The sequence below is a fragment of the Brachybacterium avium genome (assembly GCF_002216795.1).
In the GTDB taxonomy this organism is placed as follows: Bacteria; Actinomycetota; Actinomycetes; order Actinomycetales; family Dermabacteraceae; genus Brachybacterium; species Brachybacterium avium.
Genome location: NZ_CP022316.1, coordinates 1699849 through 1723881 on the forward strand (window position 1 = coordinate 1699849; position 24033 = coordinate 1723881).

At 72.1% G+C, this 24033-nt stretch carries 21 protein-coding genes and 1 pseudogene; 7 read left to right on the top strand and 15 right to left on the bottom strand.

Annotated elements, in window-relative coordinates; genetic code table 11:
* Positions 1-39: 39 nt before the first annotated feature.
* Positions 40-834 (top strand): SDR family oxidoreductase, encoded by a 795-nt coding sequence (locus CFK39_RS07685; protein ID WP_089064979.1) that lies wholly within the window; start codon positions 40-42, stop codon positions 832-834.
* Positions 835-1089: 255 nt separating this feature from the next.
* On the opposite strand, the gene CFK39_RS16225 is transcribed toward CFK39_RS07685, so the two are convergent.
* The 9 genes and pseudogenes from CFK39_RS16225 to CFK39_RS07725 form a co-directional block, all read right to left on the bottom strand.
* Positions 1090-1263 (bottom strand): hypothetical protein, encoded by a 174-nt coding sequence (locus tag CFK39_RS16225; protein WP_157697106.1) that lies wholly within the window; start codon positions 1261-1263, stop codon positions 1090-1092.
* 107 nt (positions 1264-1370) lie between these two features.
* Positions 1371-2390, bottom strand: a complete 1020-nt coding sequence (locus CFK39_RS07690; protein WP_089064980.1) for a TerC family protein — start codon at positions 2388-2390, stop codon at positions 1371-1373.
* Positions 2391-2537: 147 nt separating this feature from the next.
* Positions 2538-3674: a M4 family metallopeptidase gene (locus CFK39_RS07695; RefSeq protein WP_157697107.1), complete on the bottom strand. Its 1137-nt coding sequence runs from the start codon at positions 3672-3674 to the stop codon at positions 2538-2540.
* A 99-nt stretch (positions 3675-3773) separates the two neighbouring features.
* A complete protein-coding gene (hutH, locus tag CFK39_RS07700; protein WP_089064981.1) occupies positions 3774-5315 on the bottom strand; it encodes a histidine ammonia-lyase in 1542 nt (513 codons plus the stop codon).
* A 54-nt stretch (positions 5316-5369) separates the two neighbouring features.
* Entirely contained in the window at positions 5370-6743 is a 1374-nt protein-coding gene (locus CFK39_RS07705) for a YjiH family protein (protein ID WP_089064982.1), read from the bottom strand.
* Between the two features lie 57 nt (positions 6744-6800).
* Positions 6801-8078: an amidohydrolase family protein gene (locus CFK39_RS07710; protein WP_089064983.1), complete on the bottom strand. Its 1278-nt coding sequence runs from the start codon at positions 8076-8078 to the stop codon at positions 6801-6803.
* Between the two features lie 81 nt (positions 8079-8159).
* A pseudogene (gene hutU, locus CFK39_RS07715) lies at positions 8160-9840 on the bottom strand (urocanate hydratase).
* Between the two features lie 148 nt (positions 9841-9988).
* Positions 9989-10951 (bottom strand): aldo/keto reductase, encoded by a 963-nt coding sequence (locus CFK39_RS07720; RefSeq protein ID WP_089064984.1) that lies wholly within the window; start codon positions 10949-10951, stop codon positions 9989-9991.
* A 156-nt stretch (positions 10952-11107) separates the two neighbouring features.
* Positions 11108-11902, bottom strand: coding sequence for an IclR family transcriptional regulator (locus CFK39_RS07725; RefSeq protein WP_089064985.1), 795 nt, complete (start codon positions 11900-11902; stop codon positions 11108-11110).
* Positions 11903-12018: 116 nt separating this feature from the next.
* Between CFK39_RS07725 and CFK39_RS17320 the strand changes: the two genes are divergently transcribed.
* Both CFK39_RS17320 and CFK39_RS17325 read left to right on the top strand, forming a co-directional pair.
* Positions 12019-12507 carry an arginase family protein gene (locus CFK39_RS17320; protein WP_338027710.1) on the top strand — a complete coding sequence of 163 codons (489 nt, stop codon included), beginning with the start codon at positions 12019-12021 and terminating at the stop codon, positions 12505-12507.
* On the top strand, positions 12501-13019 hold the full coding sequence (locus tag CFK39_RS17325; RefSeq protein ID WP_338027711.1) for an arginase family protein: 519 nt from the start codon (positions 12501-12503) through the stop codon (positions 13017-13019). Before CFK39_RS17320 ends, CFK39_RS17325 begins: the two co-directional genes overlap by 7 nt.
* Positions 13020-13060: 41 nt before the next feature.
* Here the strand turns inward: CFK39_RS17325 and CFK39_RS17330 are convergent, their stop codons facing one another.
* Both CFK39_RS17330 and CFK39_RS07740 read right to left on the bottom strand, forming a co-directional pair.
* The gene (locus tag CFK39_RS17330; protein ID WP_338027718.1) at positions 13061-14086 is read right to left on the bottom strand and encodes a GNAT family N-acetyltransferase; all 1026 of its coding nucleotides are present in this window, start codon (positions 14084-14086) and stop codon (positions 13061-13063) included.
* 1 nt (position 14087) lies between these two features.
* Positions 14088-15005, bottom strand: coding sequence for a sulfite exporter TauE/SafE family protein (locus CFK39_RS07740; RefSeq protein ID WP_089064987.1), 918 nt, complete (start codon positions 15003-15005; stop codon positions 14088-14090).
* A gap of 162 nt (positions 15006-15167) precedes the next feature.
* Between CFK39_RS07740 and CFK39_RS07745 the strand changes: the two genes are divergently transcribed.
* The 4 genes from CFK39_RS07745 to CFK39_RS07760 all read left to right on the top strand — a co-directional run bounded on the left by CFK39_RS07745 (position 15168) and on the right by CFK39_RS07760 (position 20202).
* The gene (locus CFK39_RS07745; RefSeq protein WP_089064988.1) at positions 15168-16259 is read left to right on the top strand and encodes a phosphotransferase family protein; all 1092 of its coding nucleotides are present in this window, start codon (positions 15168-15170) and stop codon (positions 16257-16259) included.
* 92 nt (positions 16260-16351) lie between these two features.
* Positions 16352-17140 (top strand): fructosamine kinase family protein, encoded by a 789-nt coding sequence (locus tag CFK39_RS07750; RefSeq protein ID WP_089064989.1) that lies wholly within the window; start codon positions 16352-16354, stop codon positions 17138-17140.
* Positions 17141-17182: 42 nt separating this feature from the next.
* The gene (locus tag CFK39_RS07755; protein WP_089064990.1) at positions 17183-18433 is read left to right on the top strand and encodes a M48 family metalloprotease; all 1251 of its coding nucleotides are present in this window, start codon (positions 17183-17185) and stop codon (positions 18431-18433) included.
* Between the two features lie 236 nt (positions 18434-18669).
* Positions 18670-20202 (top strand): DUF4232 domain-containing protein, encoded by a 1533-nt coding sequence (locus CFK39_RS07760; protein WP_089064991.1) that lies wholly within the window; start codon positions 18670-18672, stop codon positions 20200-20202.
* Positions 20203-20213: 11 nt separating this feature from the next.
* Here the strand turns inward: CFK39_RS07760 and CFK39_RS07765 are convergent, their stop codons facing one another.
* The 4 genes from CFK39_RS07765 to CFK39_RS07780 form a co-directional block, all read right to left on the bottom strand.
* Positions 20214-21584 (bottom strand): hypothetical protein, encoded by a 1371-nt coding sequence (locus CFK39_RS07765; protein ID WP_245822973.1) that lies wholly within the window; start codon positions 21582-21584, stop codon positions 20214-20216.
* 163 nt (positions 21585-21747) lie between these two features.
* Complete coding sequence (gdhA, locus tag CFK39_RS07770; RefSeq protein WP_089064993.1) at positions 21748-23091, bottom strand: NADP-specific glutamate dehydrogenase; 1344 nt, start codon at positions 23089-23091, stop codon at positions 21748-21750.
* A 302-nt stretch (positions 23092-23393) separates the two neighbouring features.
* Positions 23394-23606: a helix-turn-helix transcriptional regulator gene (locus tag CFK39_RS07775; protein WP_089066330.1), complete on the bottom strand. Its 213-nt coding sequence runs from the start codon at positions 23604-23606 to the stop codon at positions 23394-23396.
* Between the two features lie 12 nt (positions 23607-23618).
* The gene (locus tag CFK39_RS07780) at positions 23619-24005 is read right to left on the bottom strand and encodes a hypothetical protein (RefSeq protein WP_089064994.1); all 387 of its coding nucleotides are present in this window, start codon (positions 24003-24005) and stop codon (positions 23619-23621) included.
* Positions 24006-24033: the final 28 nt, after the last annotated feature.

Consider the following 24033-nt stretch of genomic DNA (forward strand, 5'->3'; position numbering starts at 1 on the left):
CGCTTGCCGCCGCGAGGGCGCGACTCTAGCGTCGCTCTCATGGCCTCCCCCGCTCCGCCTCCCGCTGCCGCCCAGCCCCGCACCGCCCTGCTCACCGGCGTCGGCCGTCGGCGCGGGATCGGCGCCGCGATCGCGCGCGGCCTCGCCGCAGACGGCTATGACCTGGCGCTGAACTTCCATGCCCCCTACGACCGCCGGGTGCTCGGCGAGGACGCCGACGTCGAGCTGCTCGCCGAGGAGCTGCGCGCCGATGGGCGCCGGGTGGAGCTGCTGCCCGGCGACCTCGAGGACCCCGCCGTGCCGCCCTCGCTCGTCACCGCCGCCCGGGAGGCGCTGGGCCCGCTGGGTGCGGTCGTGACCTGCCACTGCGAATCGGTGGACTCCTCGATCCTGGACACCACAGTGGAGAGCTTCGACCGGCACTATGCGGTCAACGTGCGGGCCACCTGGCTGCTGCTGCAGGCCTTCGCGCAGCAGGTCGAGCCGGGCACGGACACCCCGGGTGGCGTGATGATCGCGCTGACCAGCGACCACACCGCGCACAACCTGCCCTACGGCGCGACCAAGGGAGCACTGGACCGTCTGGTGCTGGCCGGCACCCATGAGCTCGCGGACCGCGGTATCCGCACCAACGTGATCAACCCCGGCCCGATCGACACCGGCTGGATGGATGACGAGGTGCGTCGCGCCTGCGCCGCGCAGACGCCCGGCGGGCAGCTCGGCGGCCCGGACACGGTCGCGGACCTGACGCGGTTCCTGCTCTCAGCGCAGGGCGCCTGGATCCGCGGGCAGCTGCTGCTGTCCAACGGCGGCTTCGCGACTCCCGCGGGCTGAGGCGAGGACCGACGCGACGACCGGCATCGCGCCGAGGTGGACGCTCAGTTCTGCACCCGAGCGCCGACGGTGCTCGCCGGAACCGGCAGGCACGAGCCACGACTATCCTGAGTCGATGAGCGTGGTGATCGAGGTCCTGGTGAGCTTCCTAGCGGACTTCCTGATCCCCGGCAGGCGCCGACGAAAGCGCGATCGGGAATAGCGGGAGCGGCGCAGCGGCGGTGCTGTCGGCTCCGAGCTCACCTGCGCTCCCGCTCACGCGGAGCCGCCGTCCTCGCCCTCGGGATCCTGCGCGCGCACGGCCCCGCAGCGCCAGCAGGGCACGCTCGGATCCCGTGCACCCTCCCCCTCGGGCATGGCACCGCACTCCGGGCACAGCAGCCCCAGCCAGCACACGTCCTCGCCGGCCGGATCGGAGGCCTCGTCCACCGCTGACTCCTTCGTGCAGGATCACCTGCGGGCCGGTCCACCCGGCCCCGTGCTCACGACTGTACGCCGCGCGGGCAGCGCCGCACCGGCGGCGTCCTGCGCCGGGCTCAGTGCTCCGCGTCGTCGTGCTCCGGCTCCTCGCCGGACCCGCCCTCGACCTGCCGGGACGCCTTCGGCGCGAACAGCAGCGAGGCCACGACCGCTCCGCCCATCGAGATCACGATGACCGTCAGCGACAGCCAGATCGGCACCTCGGGGACCTTCTGCAGCACCGAGAAGCCGGGGATGAACTCGAGCGGGGCCTCGTGGATCGCGTGGATCATCAGCTTGATGCCGATGAAGCCGAGGATCGCGGCGATGCCGTAGTGCAGGTAGGCCAGGCGCTCCAGGAGGCCGCCGAGGAGGAAGTACAGCTGGCGCAGGCCCATCAGGGCGAACAGGTTGGCGGTGAAGACCAGGAACGGGTTGCGGGTGACCGCGAAGATCGCCGGGATCGAGTCCAGCGCGAACATGACGTCGGTCAGCCCGATGGTGATGAACACCAGCAGCATCGGGGTGAAGAGCTTCTTCCCGTCCACGAGGGTGCGCAGCTTGTTGCCGTCGTAGTTCTCGGAGACGGGGAGCAGTCGGCGCACGGTCCGCATGATGAAGGAGTCGGAGCCGTCGTCCTCCTCCTCGGTGGTCTGCTTCCACGCGGTCCACAGCAGGAAGATCCCGAAGATGTAGAAGACCCAGGCGAAGTTCTCGATGAGCACCGAACCGGCCACGATGAACAGCGCCCGGGCGATCAGCGCGATGATGATGCCCACCATCAGCACTTCCTGCTGGTACTTCTTCGGCACGGCGAACTTCGTCATGATCACGATGAAGACGAACAGGTTGTCGATGCTCAGCGAATACTCGAGCAGCCACCCGGTGACGAACTCGGAGGACGGCTCGATGCCGCCCACGAAGAACAGCACCACCGCGAACACCAGTGCGAGGCCGACGTAGAAGGCGATCCACCCCGCGCACTCCTTCAGCGACGGCAGATGCGGCCGCTTGAGGACCATCAGGAGGTCGACGAGGAGGATGACGACGAGCACGGCCAGTGCCGCGATCTCGAAGCCGAGGTGGAGCTGGCCCATGCGGATTCCTTCAGGTGGGGCGGACGAACTTCCCGTGCTGTCGGGACGGGCCGGCTCGGAGCGGTCCGGTCTCAGGGTACAAGGGCGGACATCGGGGAATCCTGGGGAGCGGGCACTGTCACACCGAGCAGCACCGGTTCCCCTCGCTCAGTCGCCGGCGGCGAGCACGCCGACGCTCCGCCAGGCGTCCGCGACGGCGGCGTGCTCGGGCGAGCCCTCCCCGTGGGCCCGGGCGGCGGCCTCGAGGGTCGCGGTCGCGAAGGTCGCGAAGTCGGCGTCCTTGGGAAGTCCGGGGCGGGTCAGCGCCTCGTACCAGAGCGGGCCGGCGCCCTCCCACGAGGTCCCGCCGATCCCGGTCGCGGCGAGGTAGAACGCCCGGTTGGGGATGCCGGAGTTGATATGCACCCCGCCGTTGTCGTTCTGCTCGTCGTGCGGGAGATCGGCGTAGTCCGCCATCGAGGCGGGCTGCGGGTCCGTCCCCAGCACCGGGTCGTCGTAGGCGGTGCCGGGCGCCTTCATCGAGCGCAGCGCGACGCCCTGGACCCGGCCGGTGAACAGGCCCTCGCCGATCAGCCAGTCGGCCTCCTCCGCGCTCTGACCCTGCTGGCGCTGCTTCACCATCGCCCCGAAGCAGTCCGCGATCGACTCGTGCAGCGCCCCGGGCTGGGCGACATAGATGAGCCCGGCGGTGAACTGGACGACCCCGTGGGTGAGCTCGTGACCGATCACGTCCACGGCGTTGGTGAAGGACTGGAAGTACACCCCGTCGCCGTCGCCGAAGATCATCTGCTCGCCGTCCCAGAAGGCGTTCTGGAAGTCCTGGCCGTAGTGCACCGTGGCGATCAGCGCCATCCCCTCGTCGTCGAGGGAGTTGCGGGAGAAGGCCTGGTGGAACAGCTCCCAGGTGGCGCCGAGCCCGTCGTAGGCCTCGTCCACGGACTCGTCCCCGCCGGAGGCCTGCCCCTCCTCGCGCACCAGGACGCCCGGCAGGGTGGTGCCCTGCTGGGCATCGTGGATGCGGCGCCGGAGGGCGGTCTCGGGGGCCGCTGCCGTCCGGGCCGTGCCGGTATCGCTCGGGATCCCGTCCAGGCGCTGTCGCAGGTGCGGCGGGACCAGCCCGGTGCCCGCGCCGGGAGGGCCGGTGCGGCGGGAGCGCGCCGCCCGGACCTCCCGGTTCCCCGCGACGCGCAGCCCTGCCGCGAGGGTCCGCGCGGCGGCGGCGGCCGGCGGGTCCTCACCGGCGCGGGCGATCTGCTGCAGCAGGTGCGGGGGATGATCCCGCACCCCAGGTGCGGGGTCTCGTCGTCGAGGATGCGTGCGCCGTTGCTCATGGCTCCAGCATGGCCCCGGGCACCGACGAGCGGAAGGCTCCGCACCCCGCTCTCAGGCGAGGGGGCCGGTGACCTCCTGGACCGCCGCCAGCATCGTCCCGTCCAGCAGCCGCGCCTCGGCCTCGGCGATGTCCGGGGCCAGGAAGCGGTCCGGGCCGGGGCCCTCGACGGTGCGGCGCATCACGGCGATCGCGGCGGCGCTCGGGGCCGACGGGGCCAGCGGGCCCCGCAGGTCGATCGCGCGGGCGGCGGTGAGCAGCTCGATCGCGAGCACGCGGCGCAGGTTCTCGACGCTGGTGCGCAGCTTGCGAGCGGCGTGCCAGCCCATCGAGACGTGGTCCTCCTGCATCGCGGAGGAGGGGATGGAGTCCACGCTCGCCGGCACGGCCAGGCGCTTCATCTCCGAGACCAGGGCGGCCTGGGTGTACTGGGCGATCATGAAGCCGGAGTCCACGCCCGGGTCGTCGGCCAGGAACGGCGGCAGGCCGTGGGAGCGGGTCTTGTCCAGCATCCGGTCGGTGCGGCGCTCGGCGATCGAGGCGAGATCCGCGGAGACCACGGCCAGGAAGTCGAGCACGTAGGCGACGGGCGCGCCGTGGAAGTTGCCGTTGGAGGTGACGGTGCCGTCCTCGAGCACGACGGGGTTGTCGATCGCGGCGGCGAGCTCCCGCTCGGCGACGGTGCGGGCGTGCTCGATGGTGTCGCGCACCCCGCCGGCGACCTGCGGGGCGCAGCGCAGCGAGTAGGCGTCCTGCACGCGGGAGCCCTCGGCGGCGACGTCGGCGACGATCGGGGAGTCCGCGAGCAGGGCGAAGATGTTCGCGGCCGAGGCCTCCTGGCCGGGGTGCGGGCGCAGCGGGGCGTGCAGCTCGGGCCGGAACACGCTGTCGCGGCCGCGCAGGCCCTGCACGGACAGGGCGGTGGTGAGATCGGCGGTGCGCACCAGGTCGTCGAGGTCGGCGATCGCCATCAGCAGCATGCCGAGCATGCCGTCGGTGCCGTTGATCAGCGCGAGCCCCTCCTTCTCCTCGAGCAGCACGGGCTCGATCCCGGCCTCGGCGAGCAGCTCGGGCACGGGGCGCTCCTGCCCGTCGCGGTCGCGGGCGCGGCCCTCGCCCATCAGCACGATCGCGCAGTGCGAGAGCGGGGCGAGGTCGCCGGAGCAGCCCAGGGAGCCGTACTCGTGGACGATCGGGGTGATCTGCGCGTTCAGCAGCGCGAGGATCGTCTCGACCACGACGGGTCGAACGCCGGTGCGTCCGGAGGCGAGGGTGCGGGCGCGCAGCAGCATCAGGGCGCGCACCACCTCGGTCTCCACCTCCGGGCCGGCCCCGGCCGCGTGCGAGCGGATCAGCGAGCGCTGCAGGGCATGGCGCATGCTCGGCGGGATCGCGGTGTCCGCGAGGGCGCCGAAGCCGGTGGAGACGCCGTAGACGGGGGTGTCCCCGGCGGCGAGCGCATCGATGTGCGCGCGGACCGCGGCGACCTGCTCCCGGGCGGCGGGGTCGAGCTCGACGTGTGCCCGATGGCGGGCGACGGCGAGGACGTCGGCGGGGGTCAGGCCGGAGGTGGAGAGGGTGACGGGACTGGTCATGAGGGACCTTTCTGGGGTTCGGGGTCGTTGGGGAGGGGCGGTGCCGATGGTCGGCTACAGCAGCAGGTGCGCCAGCGGAGCGGCGATCAGGATGGTCAGCACCACCCGGAGGAACCACACCACCACCATGTGCACCACGGAGACCGGGATGCGGGTGGCCAGGATCGAGGGCACCAGCGCGGAGAAGAACACGATCTGGGAGACGGCGGTGACGCCCACGGTGAAGCGCAGCACCTCGGACTCGTGGCCGGCGACCACGGTGGCGGGCAGGAACATCTCCGCGATGCCCACCGAGACCGCCTTGCCGGCCAGGGCCGGGTCCGGCAGCTGCACGAGGTACGCGAACGGCACGAACAGCCAGCCGAGCACGTCGAAGACCGGCGTATAGGTGGCCAGCAGCAGACCGATGAGACCGACGGAGAGGATCGAGGGGACGATCGCCGCGGCCATCAGCACACCGTCCTTGAAGGTGGCCCAGGTGCCGCGCCCGATCCCGGGGGCGTTCGCCAGCGCCCGCATCGCCTCGTCCCAGGCCTGCCGGAGACGGTTCCCGCGGGAGGCCGGCTCCGGCGAGTGCTCGATGCCTTCGAAGGGCACATCCGGCACCCGGCTCAGCGGCGGGATCCGCACCGTGATCGCGGTGACCGCGAAGGTGACCGCCAGGGTGAGGAAGAAGTACAGCGTCCAGTGGTGCATCAGGTCCAGGGTGCTGGCCACGATCACCATGAAGGTCGCCGAGACGGTGGAGAAGCCGGTCGCGATGATCGCGGCCTCCTTGCCGGTGTAGCGGCCCTCGCGGTAGACGCGGTCGGTGATCAGCAGCGCCAGCGAGTAGGAGCCGACGAAGGAGGCGACGGCGTCGACCGCAGCCCGGCCGGGCACCTTCCACACCGGACGCATGATCGGCTGGACCAGCACGCCGATGAACTCCATCAGCCCGTAGTTGATCAGCAGCGCCAGGAACACGGCGCCGACGGGGACGAGCATCCCGACGGGGATCCCCAGCTTCTCCCACAGGAACGGGCCGATGTCCGGGTTGCCGAGCGGGCCCGGATAGAAGCCGGCCGCCGCGCAGACCGCGACCACCAGGCCCACGATGTTCAGCAGTGCGAAGACGGTGCGCAGCGTGGACCGCTTCCAGCTGCCGGTGGCGAAGGGGCGCACGGTCCCCAGCAGCACCAGGGCGACCACCACCCAGGGCACGGCCGGTCCCAGCACCCACATCACGAAGGTCAGCGCGTGGTCCACCAGGATGGTGGACTCCCCGCCGATCTCGACGGAGCCGAAGAACATCGCCAGACCGATCGCGCTGTAGACGAAGAATCGCCAGCGGTTCTCGGGCATCGGGCGGATCTCGATGCCGGTGGTGTTGCGGCGCGCGGCGGCGCCGTCGAATCCGGGGTCATGCGCAGCGTCGGACGTCGTCATCGACGGTCTCCTCTGGTCAGGACTGCGGGGGCGGGACGAGGTGGCGGCGGAAGAGGGTCAGGCCCTCGCTGTCGAGGGCTGCTCGATGCCGCGGCGCCACACCCGGTGGGTGAGCGGCATGCCGGGGCGATAGGCGAGGTGGATCGCGGCGGGCGCGTCGAGCACGTGCAGATCGGCGCGGGCACCGATCCCGAGGTGGCCGACGTCGGTGCGGCGCAGGGCGAGCGCCCCGCCGCGGGTGGCGGCGCGGAGCGCCTCGGCCAGCGAGAGGTGCATCTGCAGCACGGCGGTCGTGACGCAGAAGCTCATCGCGCTGGTATAGCTGGTGCCGGGGTTGCAGTTGGAGGCGATCGCGACGGCCGCGCCGGCGTCCAGCAGCTCCCGGGCCGGTGCGAACGGGGCCCGGGTGGAGAGGTCGCAGGCCGGCAGCACGGTGGCGACCGTCGGTCCGGCGTCGACGGCGAGTCGGCCCGGCCGGCCCCCGGGCGCGGTGTCGCGGGCGGTGGTGGCCGCGAGCGCCTCGATGTCGGCGGCGGCGAGATGGTTGACGTGGTCGACGCTCGCGGCCCCGAGCTCGGTAGCCAGCGCGACACCCCCGGAGCGGCCCAGCTGATTGCCGTGCACGCGCAGTCCGAGGCCGGCAGCGGCGCCGGCGCGCAGCACCTGCTCCGACTGCCCGGGGTCGAAGGCGCCCGCCTCGCAGAAGACGTCGATCCAGCGCACGTGCGGGGCCACGGCGGTGAGCATCTCGCCGCTGACGAGGTCCACGTACTCCTGGGCCCGATCAGCGAACTCGCGCGGCACCAGGTGGGCACCGAGGAAGGTCGCCTCGTCGAGCTGTCCTTCCTGCACCAGTGCGGAGGCGAGCTCGGCGGCGCGGAGCTCGTCCGCGACGGTGAGCCCGTACCCGGTCTTCGTCTCCAGGCAGGTGGTGCCGCCGGCGACCGCCTCCGCGATCCGACCGAGGACCAGTTCGCGCAGGTGCTCGTCGGAGGCGGAGCGGGTGGCGTCGGTGGTGACGCCAATGCCGCCGGCCGAGTACGACTGCCCGGCCATCCGGGCCTCGAACTCGGCGGCGCGGTCGCCGTCGAACACCAGATGGGAGTGGGAGTCGACCCAGCCCGGCAGCACCGCTCTGCCGCCGAGGTCGACGGCGGCGTCGGCCGGGGGCGCCTCGGCGGCGGGGCCGGTCCAGGCGATCCGCCCGTCCTCGATGACCAGGGCGGCGTCGCGCCGCACCTGCTCATCGGTCGTCTCGCCGGGGCGTGCCGGGTCGTCCAGAGCGGGATCGAGGGTCCACAGCTCGCTGATGCCGGAGATCAGGGTGCTCGTCATTCCAGGGGCTCCTGCAGGTCGGGGTGGAGAGGGCGGAGATCCGCAGCCGGAGCACGCCTCCGCAGCGGCTGCGGGGCGGGGTCAGTCCCGGCGCACCGGGGTCATCGGCACGCGCACGCCGCGCTCGTGGGCGACCTCGTCGGCGCGGGAGTAGCCGGCATCGACGTGGCGGATCACGCCCATGGCGGGGTCGTTGGTCAGCAGACGCTCGAGCTTCTGCCGCGCGAGGTCGGTGCCGTCGGCGACACCCACCTGGCCGGCGTGGATCGAGCGGCCGATGCCCACGCCGCCGCCGTGGTGGATCGAGACCCAGGTAGCGCCCGAGCTGGTGGAGGTCAGCGCGTTCAGCAGCGGCCAGTCGGCGATCGCGTCGGAGCCGTCGAGCATCGACTCGGTCTCCCGGTACGGGGAGGCGACGGAGCCGGAGTCGAGGTGGTCGCGGCCGATGACGATCGGGGCCTTGACCTTCCCGTCGCGCACGAGGTCGTTGAAGAGCATCCCCGCCTTGTGGCGCTCGCCGTAGCCGAGCCAGCAGATGCGGGCCGGCAGGCCCTCGAACTCGACGAACTCGTCCGCGGCGTCGAGCCAGCGGTGCAGGTGCTCGTTCTCGGGAACAGCTCCTTCAGCGCCGCGTCGGTGACCTTGATGTCCTCGGGATCACCGGAGAGAGCCACCCAGCGGAACGGGCCGAGGCCCTCGCAGAACAGGGGCGGATGTAGGCGGGCACGAAGCCGGGGAACTCGAAGGCGCGGTCGTAACCGGCGTGGCGGGCCTCGTCGCGGATCGAGTTGCCGTAGTCGAACACCTCGGCGCCGGCGTCCTGGAATTCGACCATGGCCTGGACCTGGCGGGCCATCGCCTCGCGGGACTTCTTGGTGAAGCCCTCGGCGTCGGCCTCGGCCTCGCGCTGCCAGTCCTCGACGGTGATCTCGGTGGGCAGGTAGCTCAGCGGGTCGTGGGCGCTGGTCTGGTCGGTGACCACGTCGATCTGCAGGTCACCGGCCTTGTGGCGCTCGAGCAGGGCGGGGAAGACGTCCGCCGCGTTGCCGACGATCCCGATGGAGAGGCCCTTCTTCTCGGCCTGGGCGGCGTTCGCGCGGGCGATCGCGTCATCGAGGTCGTCGGCGATCTCGTGGCAGTAGCGCTTGGCGACGCGGCGCTCGAGGCGGGCGCGGTCCACCTCCACGATCAGGCAGACGCCGCCGTTGAGTGTGACGGCCAGCGGCTGGGCGCCGCCCATGCCGCCGCAGCCGCCGGTGAGGGTGATGGTGCCGGCGAGGGTGCCCCCGAAGCGCTTGGCGGCGACGGCCGCGAAGGTCTCGTAGGTGCCCTGGAGGATGCCCTGGGTGGCGATGTAGATCCAGGAGCCGGCGGTCATCTGCCCGTACATCATCAGGCCCTCGGCCTCGAGCCGGCGGAACTCGGGCCAGTTCGCCCAGTCGCCGACGAGGTTGGAGTTGGCCAGCAGCACGCGGGGGGCCCATTCGTGGGTGCGCAGCACGCCGACGGGCTTGCCGGACTGGACCAGGAGGGTCTCGTCGTCCTCGAGGTCCTGCAGGGTCTCCACGATCGCGTCGAAGGCCTCCCAGGAGCGGGCGGCGCGGCCGGTGCCGCCGTAGACGACGAGGTCGTCGGGGCGCTCGGCGACCTCGGGGTCGAGGTTGTTCATCAGCATGCGCAGCGGCGCCTCGGTCTGCCAGGACTTCGCGCTGAGGGTGGTGCCGCGGGCGGCGCGGACGGGGCGGGCTCCGGGGAGGGACATCTCTGGCTCCTGGGGTCGGGGGCTGCTCGGGTACCCCCAGCACACCACCGCCGACGAGGCCGGTCGAGGGCCTCGCGACCGCTTGTGTCCGGTATCCCGGACACGTGGTGCCGGCGTCGGCGCGGGCGCCGACGCGGACGGCGGCGGGTCAGACGAACGTCGCGGATGCCTCGTCGAGCCGCGCCACCTGCTCGTCGGTCAGCTGCAGGGCGGCTGCGGCGAAGAGCTGATCCAGCTGTGCGAGGGACGTCGCGGCCGTGATCGGCGCTGTGATCGTGGCGTGTGCGGACGCCCAGGCCAGCGCCACCGAGGCGGGATCGGTGCCGTGTGCGGCCGCGATGTCGTCCAGCACGTCCAGGACTCCCAGGCCGGCCGGAGTGAGGTAGCCCTTCACGGTCCCGCCGCGGGCGCGACCCTCGGTGTCGGCCTCGGTGCGGTACTTGCCGCTGAGGAACCCGCCGGCGAGCACCTGGTAGGGGAAGACGGACATGCCGTGCCGCTCTGCGGTGGCGGCGAGCTCCTGCTCGTACCGGCGAGCGACGAGGGAGTACTGCGGCTGGAGGGCGACGGGCGCGGCGAAGCCGTTCTCCTCCGCGACGCGGAACCACTCGTCGATGGCCTGCGGGGAGAAGTTGGACAGCGCGACAGCGCGCACCTTGCCCTCGGTCACGAGCCGGTCGAAGGCGGCCGCGCTCTCCACGATCGGCGTCCGGTCATCCTGGAAGTGCGCGTAGTACAGGTCGATGTGATCGGTCTGCAGCCGGCGCAGCGACTCCTCGGCGCCGCGGGCGATCGTCTCCGGTGCGAGGCCCTGCAGGTCCGGCTTCCCGGAGACCTTGGTCGCGATGATGACGTCCTCGCGGTTCCGCCGCGCGGTGAGCCACTGTCCGATCACCGACTCCGATTCACCGCCGGAATTGCCCGGCATCCAGAAGGAATACTGGTCCGCGGTGTCCAGGAGGGTGCCGCCGCGCTCGAGGAAACCGTCCAGGACGGTGTGGAACTCCTCCGGTGCGGCCGGGTCGTTGAACGTGTTGGTCCCCAGGACCAGCGGATGGATGCTCAGCTCCGAGTCCCCGAGGCGGACGGTGGTGGTCGACGGCGCAGACATGCAGCCCTTTCCTCGTCGTGGTGGACGGCAGCCCGTGCGGGCGTCCATCCTGGTCAACGACGAACGCTCCTCGAAAATTCCTTCCTCAGCACTGCTGGCGACCACGGGAGTCACCGAGCGAACGGATCCGGCACGGCTCTCGTCGTGTCGGAGCGGTCACCCGCCCGTCACCGGAGTCTCCGGGCGGCGCCCGCCGAGCCTGCGGGCGATCTCCTCGGCCGCGGCGCGCACCGCGGACGTGCAGCGCTCCTGCACCGCCTGGGAGGTCCGTGCCTCCTCGAAGGTGAGGGCCACCGCGGCGACGGGCCAGCCGGCGTGGTCGTGCACCACGGCCGCGACCGAGGCCAGCTCCTCGGTGACCTCCCCGCTCTCGTGCGCGACCCCGTCGGCCCGCACCCGAGTGAGGAGCTCACGCAGATCCTTCGGGCTCTCCGGGCCGGGGGTGGCGGTGCGGCTCGTGAAGTCCTCGCGGGTGCCGAACAGGGCGCGCAGCTGGGCAGGTGGGAGCTCGGCGAGGATCGCTCGACCGCTCGCGGTGAGGTGGGCGGAGATCCGCACGCCGACGTCGGTGACCAGGCTGGGCCGGTTCCGGGCCCGCTCCTCGATCACGTAGAGCACGTCCCGACCGTGCAGCACCGCGAGATGGCCCGATTCGCCGACCTCGTCGACCATCGCCTCGATCACGCGCCGACCGATCCGGGCCAGCGGCTCCTGGCGCAGGTAGGCGCCGGAGAGCTCCTGCGCCGCGGGGCCCAGCCCGTACAGCCGCTCCTGCTCCAGGTGCATCACGTACCCGTGCTGCACGAGCGTGGTCAGCAGGTCATAGGTGCGCGAGCGCGGCAGCGCCAGCTGCTCGGCGATCCGGGCGGCGGGCACCGGGGAGCGGCGCGAGGCGAGGAAGGTGAGCAGGCGCAGCGTCGCGTCGGCTGCCGGGGCCTTCGGGGTCGTCATAGCGGACAAGGATGCCATCGCCGCGGGTGCAGCGGTCGGCCCCCGGATGCCGGGTGCCATGATGGACGGAACCGGCCGAATCACATGCACGGATCACGCACCGACGAGGAGTCCCGATGCCGATCTCTTCCCACAGCGACACCGCCTGGACCGGGCGGCACGACGGCGACGGCCCCGAGCACGCGCGCTGGCACCAGGCGGTGCAGGTGGTCGCCGGTCCGCGCGACGCGGCGGCGGACCCGGCCTCCGACCATGTGGCCCTGCTCGGCTTCCGCTCCGAGGAGGGCGTGCGTCGCAATCGGGGTCGGGTCGGGGCGGCCGACGGTCCTGCGGCGCTGCGCCGGGCGCTGGCCCCGCTGGCGCTGCACGGTCCGCTGGCCGAGGGGACGGTGGGCCTGCACGATCTCGGCGACGCCGAGACCGTCGGAGAGGATCTCGAGGCCGGGCAGGCCGCAGCCGCGGCGCTGACCTCCGCCGCCCTGGACCGGGCCGGCTCCCGCTTGGCCGTGGTGCTCGGCGGCGGGCACGGGACGGCCTGGTCCTCCTACCTCGGGCTGGTCGGCTCCGGGCTCGGGCCGCGCGCGGGACAGCGCTGGGGGTGCTGAACCTCGATGCCCACTTCGACCTGCGCGAGGAGTCGCGGCCCACCTCCGGCACGCCCTTCGCCCAGATGGCCGCGGCGGAGCAGAAGGTGGGCCGGGACCTGCATTACGCGGTGCTCGGGATCGCGGAGCCCTCGAACACGGGGGTGCTGTTCGCGAAGGCCGAGGAGCTCGGGGTGCGGTGGTGGACCGATGAGCAGTGCCTGGCCGCGGGGGCCGAGGGGATCACCCGCTTCGTCGAGGAGTTCACCGCCGAGCTGGACCTGCTGTACCTGACCATCGACCTCGACGTGCTGCCCGCCGCGACCGCGCCGGGTGTCTCGGCCCCGGCCGCCTACGGGGTGCCGCTGCCCTTGATCGCCGCCGCCGTGCGCGCCGCGGCCGGCAGCGGGAAGCTTGCCCTGCTGGACGTGGTGGAGCTGAACCCGGCGCTGGACATCGACGGCCGCACCGCCCGGGCCGCCGCCCGCCTCATCGACGACGCAGTCCGCCAGGTGGCCGGCCCCGCCCGCTGATCCGCTGCTCCGCAGCTCGGTCGGGCGATGCCTGCGCGGCCTCAGCGCAGGCGCACGAAGGAGCGCAGATCTGCCTCGTGGTCATGGGCCTCGACGAAGCCCAACGATTCGTAGAACGCCCGCTGGCCGGGCTCGGCATCGGTGAGCAGCACCTGCTGGCGCACCTCGCCGAAGGGGGCGAAGGCCGCCTCGACCAGGCGCCGGCCGAGCCCGGTGCGGTGCGCCTCCGGGGCCACCAGCACGTCCTGCAGGTAGGCGATGGTGACGCCGTCCCCGACCACCCGGGCCAGTCCCAGCAGCCGCCCGTCGCGGCGAGCAGTGACCACCCGCAGGCTGCCGGCGAGCGCGCGCTCCAGGGTGGCGGGCTCGGCGGTGTAGGCGCCCCAGCCCACCGCGTCGTACAGGTCCAGCGTCTCCTCCAGCGCCGGCACCTCGGGGCCCACGACGGTCTGCCCGGGCACCGTCGCGGGGGCGGGCTCCTCGGCCTGCCAGTGTGCGTCGACCAGCTGGAACAGACGGCAGTCGGCCCAGTCCCCGCCGAGTCGCAGATAGGAGGGGGCGAGCCCGAACTCCGCGAAGCCGCAGCGTTCGAGGACACGGGCCGACGCCTCGTTGCCGAGCCGCACCTCGGCCTGGAGCCGGTGCAGCGCGAGCCCGCCGAAGGCCACCGCGATCGCGGCTCGCACCGCGTGCGTCGCGATGCCGCGCCCGGTGACCGCATGATCCACCCAGTACCCGAGCGTGGCCGATTGGAACGCTCCGCGGGTGAGGCCGGAGAGCGTCAGGCGCCCCACCAGCCGCTGCACGCCGTCCTCCTCGAGCCGGATCGCGAGCGGCAGGCTGCGGCCGGCCTCCCGGTCGGCGACGGCCTGGGCGACCGCGGTGCTCTGGCCGGCCTCGGTGAACCACGACTCCTCCCGGGCGGGGCACCGACCAGCAGGTGCTCTCGGTTGCGCAGCTCGAGGTCCAGCAGTTCCGGGGCATCCGCCGGGACCAGGAGCGTCAGCGTGACCTGCAGGGGACCCACAGGACGGTGATGGTCGGGGAGCGCAGTCATGATCCGGCAGCTCAGAGCACCAGCGTCTGGACCAGGGTCACCGCGGCCACTCCCCCGAGCAGCGCCGAGAATGCCAGGGTGAGCGTGGAGGGTCGGGCCTTCGCCGAGAGGGGGCCGCCGAGGATCCCGCCCGCCGCGGAGCCGGCCGCGAAGATCAGCGTGGTCACCCAGTCGATCTGCACGTCGGTGCCCAGGCGCGCCAGCAGGCTGGTGGCCGTGGCGACCACCATCACCAGCAGGCTGGTGCCGGAGGCGCGGCGCATCGCCAGGCCCAGGGCGATCACCAGCATCGGCACCACGATGAAGCCGCCGCCCACCCCGAAGAAACCGGTGAGGAACCCGGTGAGGGTGGCTGCGGCGATCACCAGCGAGAGCCGGGGCGAGGCGGGAGGGGTCGGGGTCAGGGGCAGCTCCGGCTCGCCGTGATGACTGCGCAGCCCGTCGGCCGTATCGACCATGTCGGGGCCGGGCTGGTCGAGCACCGGATCGTCGTAGGTGGCCACGGGCTCCTCGGTGGCGGCCTCGGCCGGGCTGGTGTGCTCCGCCACCCGCTCCTCGGCGCGGGCGCGCAGGGCGCGGCGCAGCATCGAGATCGCGACCAGCGCCAGCATCGCCCCGAACAGCGTGAGCAGGATCTGCGCGGGCACGAGGGCGGAGAGCCGGGAGCCGACCACCGCCCCGACCACGGAGACCCCCGCGAACACCAGGCCGTTGCGCCAGTCCACGTTCCGGTGCCGGGCATGGTGCGGCAGGCTCGCCAGCGCGGTGATCAGCACGATGATCAGGCTCGACGCGGTCGCGGAATGGGCGGGCATGCCGAGCAGGAACACCAGCACCGGCACCGCGAGGATGCCGCCGCCGGCGCCGAGCGCCCCCACCACGATCCCCACGCACACCCCGACGACGACAGCGAGCAGTGCGAGATCCATGGAGCGGTGTCCTTCGTCGGAGAGGCTGGGGAGCGAGGGCGAGCAACGTGCGGCCGGGCGTCCCCCGGGGACCGGCAGGACGCCCGGGACATCGTATCGACCGCTCCCCCGGTCCGCGCCGCCGCCTCGATAGGATCGAGGGCCCCATGGACAGGAGCGGCGATGCCCACCGACGAGCCCCAGCATCCTCCGGCGCTGCTGGATCCCGTCTCGCCCGCGATGGGCGAACTGCTGGTCGAGGCCTGGCGCAGCGACGCCCTGGCACCGCCCGCGATGCTCTCCGGTCCGGTCCAGGTCGCGCTCGCGGGGGTGGGTGAGCGCTTCGCCGCCTGGAGGGTCCTTCCGGCCCACCATGCACCGCTGATCGTGCGGATCCCGCATGTCGCTCCGGAGGAGCTGCACCAGGACCTCGACCGGGAGATCGCCGCGCTGACCCTGCTCCCGCCGGGGGTGGGCCCGCAGCCGATCGCCGTCCATGCCGAGGCGGGGACCAGCCCGCTGGGGCACCCCTACGTGGTGACCACGGAGATCCCCGGCGCGGCCCTCGCGCCGAGAGCCTGGACCGCGACGCATCTGCGCTCCCACGCCGAACTCCTGGCGCGGCTGCATACGGTCGCCGCCCCCGGCCGCGGCCCGGTGAGCCCCGGCACGCAGCCCTGGACGGCGGTGCCCGCCAGCCCGCCGAGCCTGCTGTCCGAGGTCGAGGGCGAGATCGCGTCCTGGCAGACGCTGCACGGCGCCGCGATCCGGGAGCACGGCCTGTCCCCGCTGCTGGAGGCCGCGCTCGAGGCGGTGGCGGCCGTGGAGGGGCAGATCCAGCACCTGGACGGCTTCGTGCTCGCCCACGGGGACCTGTGCGCGACCAACATCATGTGGGACGGCCGGGACGAGCCGGCCGCCCTCCCGCGTGTGCAGTACATCGACTTCGAGTGGGCCCAGGGGGACGACCCCGCCCGCGACCTCGCCTCCCTCGGCGGCACCGTCCACGGCGGGCCCTGGTACGTGCCGATGAGCGAGGTGCGGGTCGCGGAGTTCGTCGACGCCTACGTGCAGGCACGCACCGTCCACGGCCCGGTGCCCGCCTCGGTCACCGACGTCCACTCGCTGCGGGAGCGGCTGCGGGCGTGGACCGCCTACGAGCGCACCGCGATGCTGGTGCACGTCGCCTCCCGCGCAGCCACCCGTGCCTCGCATCGGCGGGTGCTGCCGGTGCTGCGGGGCACCCTGGCCGAAACCCTCGGCATCGACCGCTGAGAGGCCGCGCCGACACCCCGTCCGGACCCCCGACCGTGCCCCAGGACACGGCAAGTGGCACCGCCCGCACAGACTCTGCGTACGGTAGGCCCATGAACGACTTCGTGAAGAATGCCGACAGCGCCCCCACCGGGTACATCGCGGCCGAGGCCGCCGGGCTGCGCTGGCTCGCGGAACCCCAGGTCATCCCTGTGGTCGAGGTGCTCGACGAGGAGAAGAAGACGCTGCGCCTGGCGCGCCTGGAGACGGTGCCGCCGACGGCGGAGGCCGCCTTCGAGCTGGGACGCGGCCTGGCTCGGCTGCACGATTCCGGCGCGCCCTCCTTCGGCTGGACCCCGGCCGACGGCGCCTGGTTCGGACCGTTCGAGAGCCCCTTCGCCGTGGCGAACACGCCGAACGCGGACTTCGCCGGGTACTGGGCCGATGATCGGCTGCGGCCCCTGGCCGACGCCGTCACCCGCACGCTCGGCGCCGACGGCCACGACACCGTGGACGAGGCGATCGACATCGTCGCCGACGGCGTCTTCGACGGGGTCAGCGGGCAGGGCGAGGAGGAGCCGGCCCGGGTCCACGGAGATCTGTGGTCCGGCAACGTGATGTGGACCGCGCAGGGTGCGACCCTCATCGACCCGGCCGCCCACGGCGGGCACCGGCTCGAGGATCTCGCGATGCTCTCGCTGTTCGGAGCCCCGTTCCTCGAGGAGATCTTCGAGGGCTACGAGGCCGAGCACCCCCTGCCCGGGGACTGGCAGCAGGATCTGCCCGCACACCTGCTCTTCGGTCTGCTCGGGCACGTGCGCCTGTTCGGCGAGGCCTACGTGGACCAGACCATCGCCACCGCGGAGGCGATCATCGACCGCGCCGACCAGCTGGGGTTCTGAGCCGCGCTGGCGCACGGCGAACGAGCACCCGGGAGAGCGGCAATGTGGAGGTTGAAGAACTCCCGCGGCACGTTCCTGGACGTATACGGATTCCGCCACGACCGAAGCTTTTGGTGGCACTGTGCATCCCTGCTCGCCGAGTCGGCACCGGACGCGGACGCGCAAGCGGAAATGTTGGCCTGGCGGGACGCCCCAAAGAACCGTCCAGCAGTGGAATGGGAACCGACGAACTCGAACTGCCCCGCCATCAGCGCGTTGGTCGATCGTCTCGTCGTTCTCCTGCCCGCGGAGTGGCGAGGACTCGGTCGGAACATCTTCGTCGGGATCACGCCGCTGGGTGAAGCAAACGCCGTGGCGTGGAACCACGACCGGCGCGGCATCGTGGAGCTCAATCTCCAGTACCTCTGGGTGCTCGATGAGTACGGTGCGGCCTTCGACGAGTTCCGGTACGCCGTCGCACTTCGGATCACCCGTGAAGCTGAGGCCCCGATCCAGCGTCATTCCGACGCCGACTACGGTGCTCTCCTGTCCAGCTGGCGACATCTCCAGGACGCGGCCGAGTTGTGGCGTGACACCTCGGTGGTCCATCCAGGGGACCAGCGACTCACCCGCCTCGCGCCCGGACGGCTACCGGAGGAGCGAGACCGCCTCCGCTCGTCGGCGGAGACCTTCATCGTCGGCCATGAACTCGCGCACCACGTCCTCGCCCACACCTCCCGCGGCGCCCACCAGCGACGGCGTGAGGCCGAGAAGATCCTCGACGGTGTCAGGACCCGCCGGCATTCGAGGGAGGGCGACGAGATCCCTGGACGCTGGCAGCAGGAGCTCGACGCCGATGTCACCAGCATGGCGATCATCGCCCGCCGCTTCGGGCACGACGGCTCTGTCGGGGATGCCTACGCAGCGCTTTTCGGCGCCGTGATCGCTCTTGTCGCAGCTGCACACATCAACGTCGGCTGGGCCGCCGGGGACCGGTCCTCGACGCATCCTCCGCTCTCGGTGAGGCTCAGCAACCTGGGCGCGGCGGTCGAGGAGTGGTATTCGGACACCCCGCGAGGTCCGCACGGGGACCACCCGCTGGACCTCTGGCAGCAGCTGGAGCTCTTTACCGAAATGGCTCGGCTGTGCATCGAAGAGCCGCAGTGGGTGGAGAGCATAGGGGAAGAGGACTTCATCACCAGACTCACCGCGGCGCACGTGCTCCGATGGGAATCGCTCGAGGCGCAAATACCTCTCCCTGAGGATTTCACGGCTCAGCAGCTCCCAGAACGACGACCCCCTCGCGATACCTGAGCCCGCCCCTCACTCGGTCCGACGCCAGCACCGCGCGAGCTCGGCGAGGTCATCGTCGCCGCGGAGGCCGTCGGCCGCCGCATGGAGACGGCGCCGACTGATCAGCCATGGCGGTGCAGGCCGTGTGGACCGCTCGGTGGACCGGCCGTCTCGTCGCCGTGGAGAGTTCGTGCGCGGAAGGGACAGGTCCTGCTGTGGCGCCGGGAAGTGCGTGGGCGATCGGCTAGGTTGCCAGCATGCCCCGCCGTGCCCCGCTGCGACACCTCCCGGCCCCCGGTATCGTCGCGGCCGCGCTGGTCTTCGCGGGATTCGCCGTGCTGCTGGTGGTAGGGGTCTGGGCGAGCCGGCTCGGGGCTCCCCCGGAGTGGTCCTTCGACTGCAACGACACGACCTGCACCGACCTGTGGGCTGATGCGCGGCGCCGCTATCTGAGGGTCACTGTCCTCGCGGGAATCGTGGTGCTGCTCGGTGCCGTGCTCGGCTCCCTGGTGGTGCCGCGGTCACCCGTGCTGCGACGGAGCGCTCCCGGCCCGGGAGCACCCCTCATCTGCCGGGCTCGGGCAGCGTCCCCGGCGCTCCTGCGCCCGGCCGCCCAGATGCTCATGGCCGCCGCCCTGCTGTGGGTCGCGGGCTGGACCGCTCTCGCGCTCTCCCGCCCGTCCGCTCTGGCAGTGGCCCTGGCCGCGCTGCTGATCGCGGTGTTCGCGGCGTGGCGGTGGCTGCGGCCCGGTGCGGAGAGCGACCGCGCGGCCTGCTGGGTCGCGGCGGTGGGGATCCTGGCCCCAGTGGCCGCAGGCGCCCTGATGCTGACGAATCCGGTGCTCCTGCTGGGCATGGTGCTGCTGATCGGCTCGCCGCTGCTGGGGGCACCGGCGATCGCCGGAGTGCTCCTGGGTGGGACGGCGCTGATGGGCTGGCTCCTCCCCCGCACCGAAGAGCCGGGCGACGCCGATCCCGTCGCGTTCCTACCCACGGTCCCGGCACGCGGCACCCGGGACGACACTACCGAGTGCGGGCCCGCGCCTCGGCGGGCGAGCCGCCCCATGACCATCGCCGCCGTCGTGGTCATCACGGTGCTCGCTGCGGTGATCGCTCGCCCTGTCCAGGCTCCACCCGCCGATGCCTGGCTGTACATGGACACCGCCGAGGGCGGGGGCACGGGGGCCGCCGCCACGGCCCCGGAGCACCCATCGGCGGATCCGGCGCCGGAGGCCGGCTCCGGCCGGACGGGCGGCGCCGTGCCACCTTTCGAGGAGGACAGCGCCCCGGCTGCCCCCGTTCTCGAGGCCGCTGGCCTGCCGACCTGCTCGCCGACGTCGCTGCAGCTCGTCGCCGCGGGCTGGGACAGCATCAGCGGCGACTCGGCGGTCACGCTGCGGGCGACCAACGTCGGCACCGTCCCCTGCGCTCTGCACGACGCGCCGCGCCTGATGCTGGAACAGGGCGGCGAGGAGATCGCGCTGCAGCCCGAACCTCTCACCCATCTCGACCCCGCGGTGCAGGCGGCCGACGGGATCGGGCTCGCCCCGGGGGACTCCGCTCGCTCACGCCTGTACTGGCCGGGCTACCGGACCGCCGCCGATCAGCGGACCCCTCAGCAGCTGACGGTGCGGATCGGTGCGGCCGAGGGGGCATCGCCCGTCGCATTCTCCCCGACACCATCCGGGGACGACCCCGGCCCCGCCCCCTTCGACCTGAAGGCCGGGGTGGAGGGCGGGGCCGTGATCGAGGTGGGCCTGTGGGAGCCGGACCCGGGATCAGCAGGCTGAGGGGTGCCGGTTCAGTGGTCGTGGCCCTCGTGGTCGCCGCCCCCGTCGGAGGGCTCTGCGTCGTGCTCGTCCTCATCGAACCCGGGGGCGATCTCGTACTCACCGGAGGCGATGCCGGTGGTCACCTGGATCTCGTGGGGCACGACGGGCAGCTCGAGCTCGCGGTAGATCTCGCCGCTGGCGACATCCACCATGGACAGCGTCCTCGCCTGCGGGTCGACGACGAAGGCGGTCCCGTCTGCGACGGCCATCATCGGCGCGGCCTGCTGCCACTGCTCGGGCTCGGTCCACTCCTCTGTCACCGGGACCTCGTGGAGCATCTCGCCGGTCTCGGGGTCCAGGATGTTCAGCTCGCCGTCGGTGGTCAGCACCAGGGCCTCGCCGTCCGGGCCGCGGTCCAGGAAGCGGAACCAGTACGCCGAGCCGAGATCGACGATCTGCGTCGAATCGTCCCGGGTGTCGAGCAGGGCGATCTCGGTGGGTCGCTCCTTCCCGTCGGCGGGATCGGCCTGGACCTTGTGGTCGGCCAGCACGATCGTGGAGTCCTCGTCCCCGTGCTGGTTGCCGGAGCGCTGGTAGTCGCCCTCGATCGGGACCTTGTGGAACTCTCCGTCGCGGTAGATCACGGAACCGTTCTCGCAGCCCAGGCTGATCACATCCCCGGACTCGGTGGGTCGGGCGGCGGCCTCGCCGTGGACGCCGGGGCAGTCGGTGGTCTCAGCGGTGAGGTTCCCCTCGGCGTCGAGCACCTGGACGGTGCTGCGCATCCCCTCGGTGCCCTGGGTGAGGAGCAGGCCGCCATCGGTGAGCGGCACCGCCACCCCGTGGTGCGGGGCCTCGGTCGCGGTCTCCTCGAGCACTTCGAGCTCGCCCTCCGCGAGGGCGGCGGGGTCGATGATCGTGATCGCGCCGGTGCCGTCCGCGAACAGGGCGGTGCGGTCGCCGTGAGGGACCACGTGCCCGGGCTGCGGGGCGGGGACGGAGAGGTCGGTGAGAGCGGGATCCTGCACGTAGTAGTGGAAGTGATCGCCGTGTCCCTGGGCGAGCAGGCCGGTGTCGTACATGGTGATCGCGTCCGCGGCGCTGACGGCGACGTGGCGGCCGTCGCCCGCGGGGTTCAGGCGCACATATCCCTCGAGCTCGGCGCTGCCGAGCACCGCCCCGTCGGCCGAGTCGAGCGTGGTCACCCCACCCTCATGAGCGAGCACGATGCGCGGCGTCAGCGCGCCGACCTCGGTGCGATCGGAGGCCGGGGCGGCCTCACCACCGCGGTCCGAGGACTCGCCGAGGGCGCCGTCCGTCGAGCCGCCGCAGCCCGTGAGTGCGAGCAGGCCCGCGCCGAGGAGCACGGCGGCGCGCCGCTTCATGATAATGGTTCTCATCTGATTCATCCGGACAGAGTAGCAGTTGTCGAGAACTCTTCTCACCAAGGGTTGGGTGCACATGACGAGGGCCCCTCCGGCCCGTCCTCGCCCGACGGGCGGAACCGAGACCCGGAAGGGCCCTCGTGGATGCACCGGTCGTCACCGGCGCGACGTCATCGGCTCAGATCACGCCGAAGGCGATCATCGCGTCGGCGACCTTGCGGAAGCCCGCCACGTTGGCGCCGACGACGTAGTCACCGGGGCGGCCGACCTCCTCGGCGGTCTCCAGGCACCGGGCGTGGATGCCCTTCATGATCTCGGTGAGGCGCTGCTCGGTGTGCTCGAAGCTCCAGGCGTCGCGGCTGGCGTTCTGCTGCATCTCGAGCGCGCTGGTGGCGACGCCGCCGGCGTTCGCCGCCTTGCCGGGGCCGAAGGGGATGTCGGCGGCGCGGAAGACGGAGACGGCCTCCGGGGTGCAGGGCATGTTCGCGCCCTCGGAGATGGCCAGCACCCCGTTCTTGACCAGAGTGCGCGCGGCCTCGAGGTCGAGCTCGTTCTGGGTGGCGCCGGGCAGCGCGATATCCGCCGGGACGTCCCAGACGCTGCCGCCCTTGACGAAGCGGGCACCGCTTCCGCGACGCTCGGCGTACTCGTGGATGCGGCCGCGCTCGACCTCCTTGATCTGCTGCAGCAGGGCGAGGTCGATCCCGTTCTCGTCCACGACGTAGCCGGAGGAGTCCGAGGCCGTCACCGGGATGCCGCCGAGCTGCGCGACCTTCTCGATCGCGTACAGGGCGACATTGCCGGAGCCGGAGACAGCGACGCGGCGGCCGTCGACGGAGGAGCCGCGAGCCTTGAGCATCTCGTCGGCGAAGATGGCCGCGCCGTAGCCGGTGGCCTCCTTGCGCACCAGGGAGCCGCCCCAGTCCAGACCCTTGCCGGTGAGCACACCGGCCTCGTAGCGGTTGGTCAGGCGCTTGTACTGGCCGAAGAGGTAGCCGATCTCGCGGGCGCCCACACCGATGTCACCGGCGGGGACGTCGGTGTACTCACCCATGTGGCGGTGCAGCTCGGTCATGAAGGACTGGCAGAAGCGCATGACCTCGCCGTCGCTGCGGCCGTGCGGATCGAAGTCCGAGCCTCCCTTGCCGCCACCGATGGGCAGGCCGGTGAGGGAGTTCTTGAAGATCTGCTCGAAGCCGAGGAACTTCACGATGCCGACGTTGACCGAGGGGTGGAACCGCAGGCCGCCCTTGTAGGGGCCGAGCGCGGAGTTGTACTCGACGCGGTAGCCGCGGTTGATCTGCACGGTGCCCTGGTCGTCGACCCACGGAACACGGAAGATGATCTGGCGCTCCGGTTCGCACAGACGCATCAGGATGCTGTGGTCCTGGTATTCGGGATGAAGGTTCTGGATGGCCTCCAGCGACTCGAACACCTCCCGGACAGCCTGATGGAACTCGGGTTCTCCGGGGTTGCGCCGTAGAACCTGGTCATAGGTCGCCTGGAGCGTCGAGTCGAGCATCGCGGTCCTTTCAGGGGGCCCGGGGCCCCGAGTCACGGGGGCTCCGCGGAAACGGAGGTCATGGCGCGGACCAGAGTACGCGGGGCGCTCCCGCCGGAGCACGGAACGTTCGATGCGTGAGCATGCAGGGCGATGTCCAGCCATGCACCTGCGGCGATGTCCACGACGGGCCTGTCGCGCAGGTCACAGCAGTGGCGTCGGCGAACCGTCCTCGCACCCGCACAGCACCGCCCGCGCTCATGCATATACAGCCGATGCATAGCCATGAGCGCGGGCGACGGGAGGGGACCTCGACGGGGCGATCAGGGGGCGGCGGGCCCCTCCTCGTCCGGTGTGAAGATCTCCTCGATCGGGCACTCGAAGAGGGCGGCGATCCGGAAGGCGAGCGGGAGGGACGGATCGTACTTGTCGTTCTCGAGCGCGATCACGGTCTGGCGGGAGACGCCGAGGGCCGTGCCGAGCTCCGCCTGGGACCAGCGGCGCTCGGCGCGGCGGGCCTTGAGGTCGTTGCGCATCATCGACCTCTTTCAGCGGTAGCGGATGGCGGAGACGATGGTGCCGAGGATCCAGGAGAGCATCAGGATCGAGAAGGCGAAGATCCAGTTCATCTCGGGGAGCAGGAAGTTCTGCAGGACGCCAACGGCGAGGATGAGGGCGGTGGAGACCACGAAGGCGAGCATCACCGCCTCGGCGACCTTGCGGCGCTGGAACTCGTCGCCGCTGCGGTACATCTCGATGTTCGCCCACGCCATGAGGGCCACGGCGGGCAGCACCAGCAGGGCCGGGATCCAGGCGGGGAAGGAGGTCCCCTCGGCGGCGCCGGCGAGGCCGAGCGCGAGGCCGTAGAACACCAGGCCCGACAGGAAGCGGATGGTGAACGCGCGGTTGGCGCGGGTGCGCGGGGTGATGGTCATGACGGACTCCTGACGTCGGATGGTGAAA

Excerpts from the sequence above, each read along its gene's own strand:
- gdhA (WP_089064993.1), bottom strand. The coding sequence starts at position 23,091 with ATGCTCGACTCGACGCTCCAGGCGACCTATGACCAGGTTCTACGGCGC.
- hutH (WP_089064981.1), bottom strand. The coding sequence starts at position 5,315 with ATGACCAGTCCCGTCACCCTCTCCACCTCCGGCCTGACCCCCGCCGAC.
- CFK39_RS07775 (WP_089066330.1), bottom strand. The coding sequence starts at position 23,606 with ATGCGCAACGACCTCAAGGCCCGCCGCGCCGAGCGCCGCTGGTCCCAG.
- CFK39_RS07780 (WP_089064994.1), bottom strand. The coding sequence starts at position 24,005 with ATGACCATCACCCCGCGCACCCGCGCCAACCGCGCGTTCACCATCCGC.
- CFK39_RS07725 (WP_089064985.1), bottom strand. The coding sequence starts at position 11,902 with ATGACGACCCCGAAGGCCCCGGCAGCCGACGCGACGCTGCGCCTGCTC.
- CFK39_RS07720 (WP_089064984.1), bottom strand. The coding sequence starts at position 10,951 with ATGTCTGCGCCGTCGACCACCACCGTCCGCCTCGGGGACTCGGAGCTG.
- CFK39_RS07740 (WP_089064987.1), bottom strand. The coding sequence starts at position 15,005 with ATGGATCTCGCACTGCTCGCTGTCGTCGTCGGGGTGTGCGTGGGGATC.
- CFK39_RS07750 (WP_089064989.1), top strand. The coding sequence starts at position 16,352 with ATGAACGACTTCGTGAAGAATGCCGACAGCGCCCCCACCGGGTACATC.
- CFK39_RS07705 (WP_089064982.1), bottom strand. The coding sequence starts at position 6,743 with ATGACGACGTCCGACGCTGCGCATGACCCCGGATTCGACGGCGCCGCC.
- CFK39_RS07745 (WP_089064988.1), top strand. The coding sequence starts at position 15,168 with ATGCCCACCGACGAGCCCCAGCATCCTCCGGCGCTGCTGGATCCCGTC.
- CFK39_RS07765 (WP_245822973.1), bottom strand. The coding sequence starts at position 21,584 with ATGAGAACCATTATCATGAAGCGGCGCGCCGCCGTGCTCCTCGGCGCG.
- CFK39_RS17320 (WP_338027710.1), top strand. The coding sequence starts at position 12,019 with ATGCCGATCTCTTCCCACAGCGACACCGCCTGGACCGGGCGGCACGAC.
- CFK39_RS07690 (WP_089064980.1), bottom strand. The coding sequence starts at position 2,390 with ATGGGCCAGCTCCACCTCGGCTTCGAGATCGCGGCACTGGCCGTGCTC.
- CFK39_RS07685 (WP_089064979.1), top strand. The coding sequence starts at position 40 with ATGGCCTCCCCCGCTCCGCCTCCCGCTGCCGCCCAGCCCCGCACCGCC.
- CFK39_RS07755 (WP_089064990.1), top strand. The coding sequence starts at position 17,183 with ATGTGGAGGTTGAAGAACTCCCGCGGCACGTTCCTGGACGTATACGGA.
- CFK39_RS07760 (WP_089064991.1), top strand. The coding sequence starts at position 18,670 with ATGCCCCGCCGTGCCCCGCTGCGACACCTCCCGGCCCCCGGTATCGTC.
- CFK39_RS07710 (WP_089064983.1), bottom strand. The coding sequence starts at position 8,078 with ATGACGAGCACCCTGATCTCCGGCATCAGCGAGCTGTGGACCCTCGAT.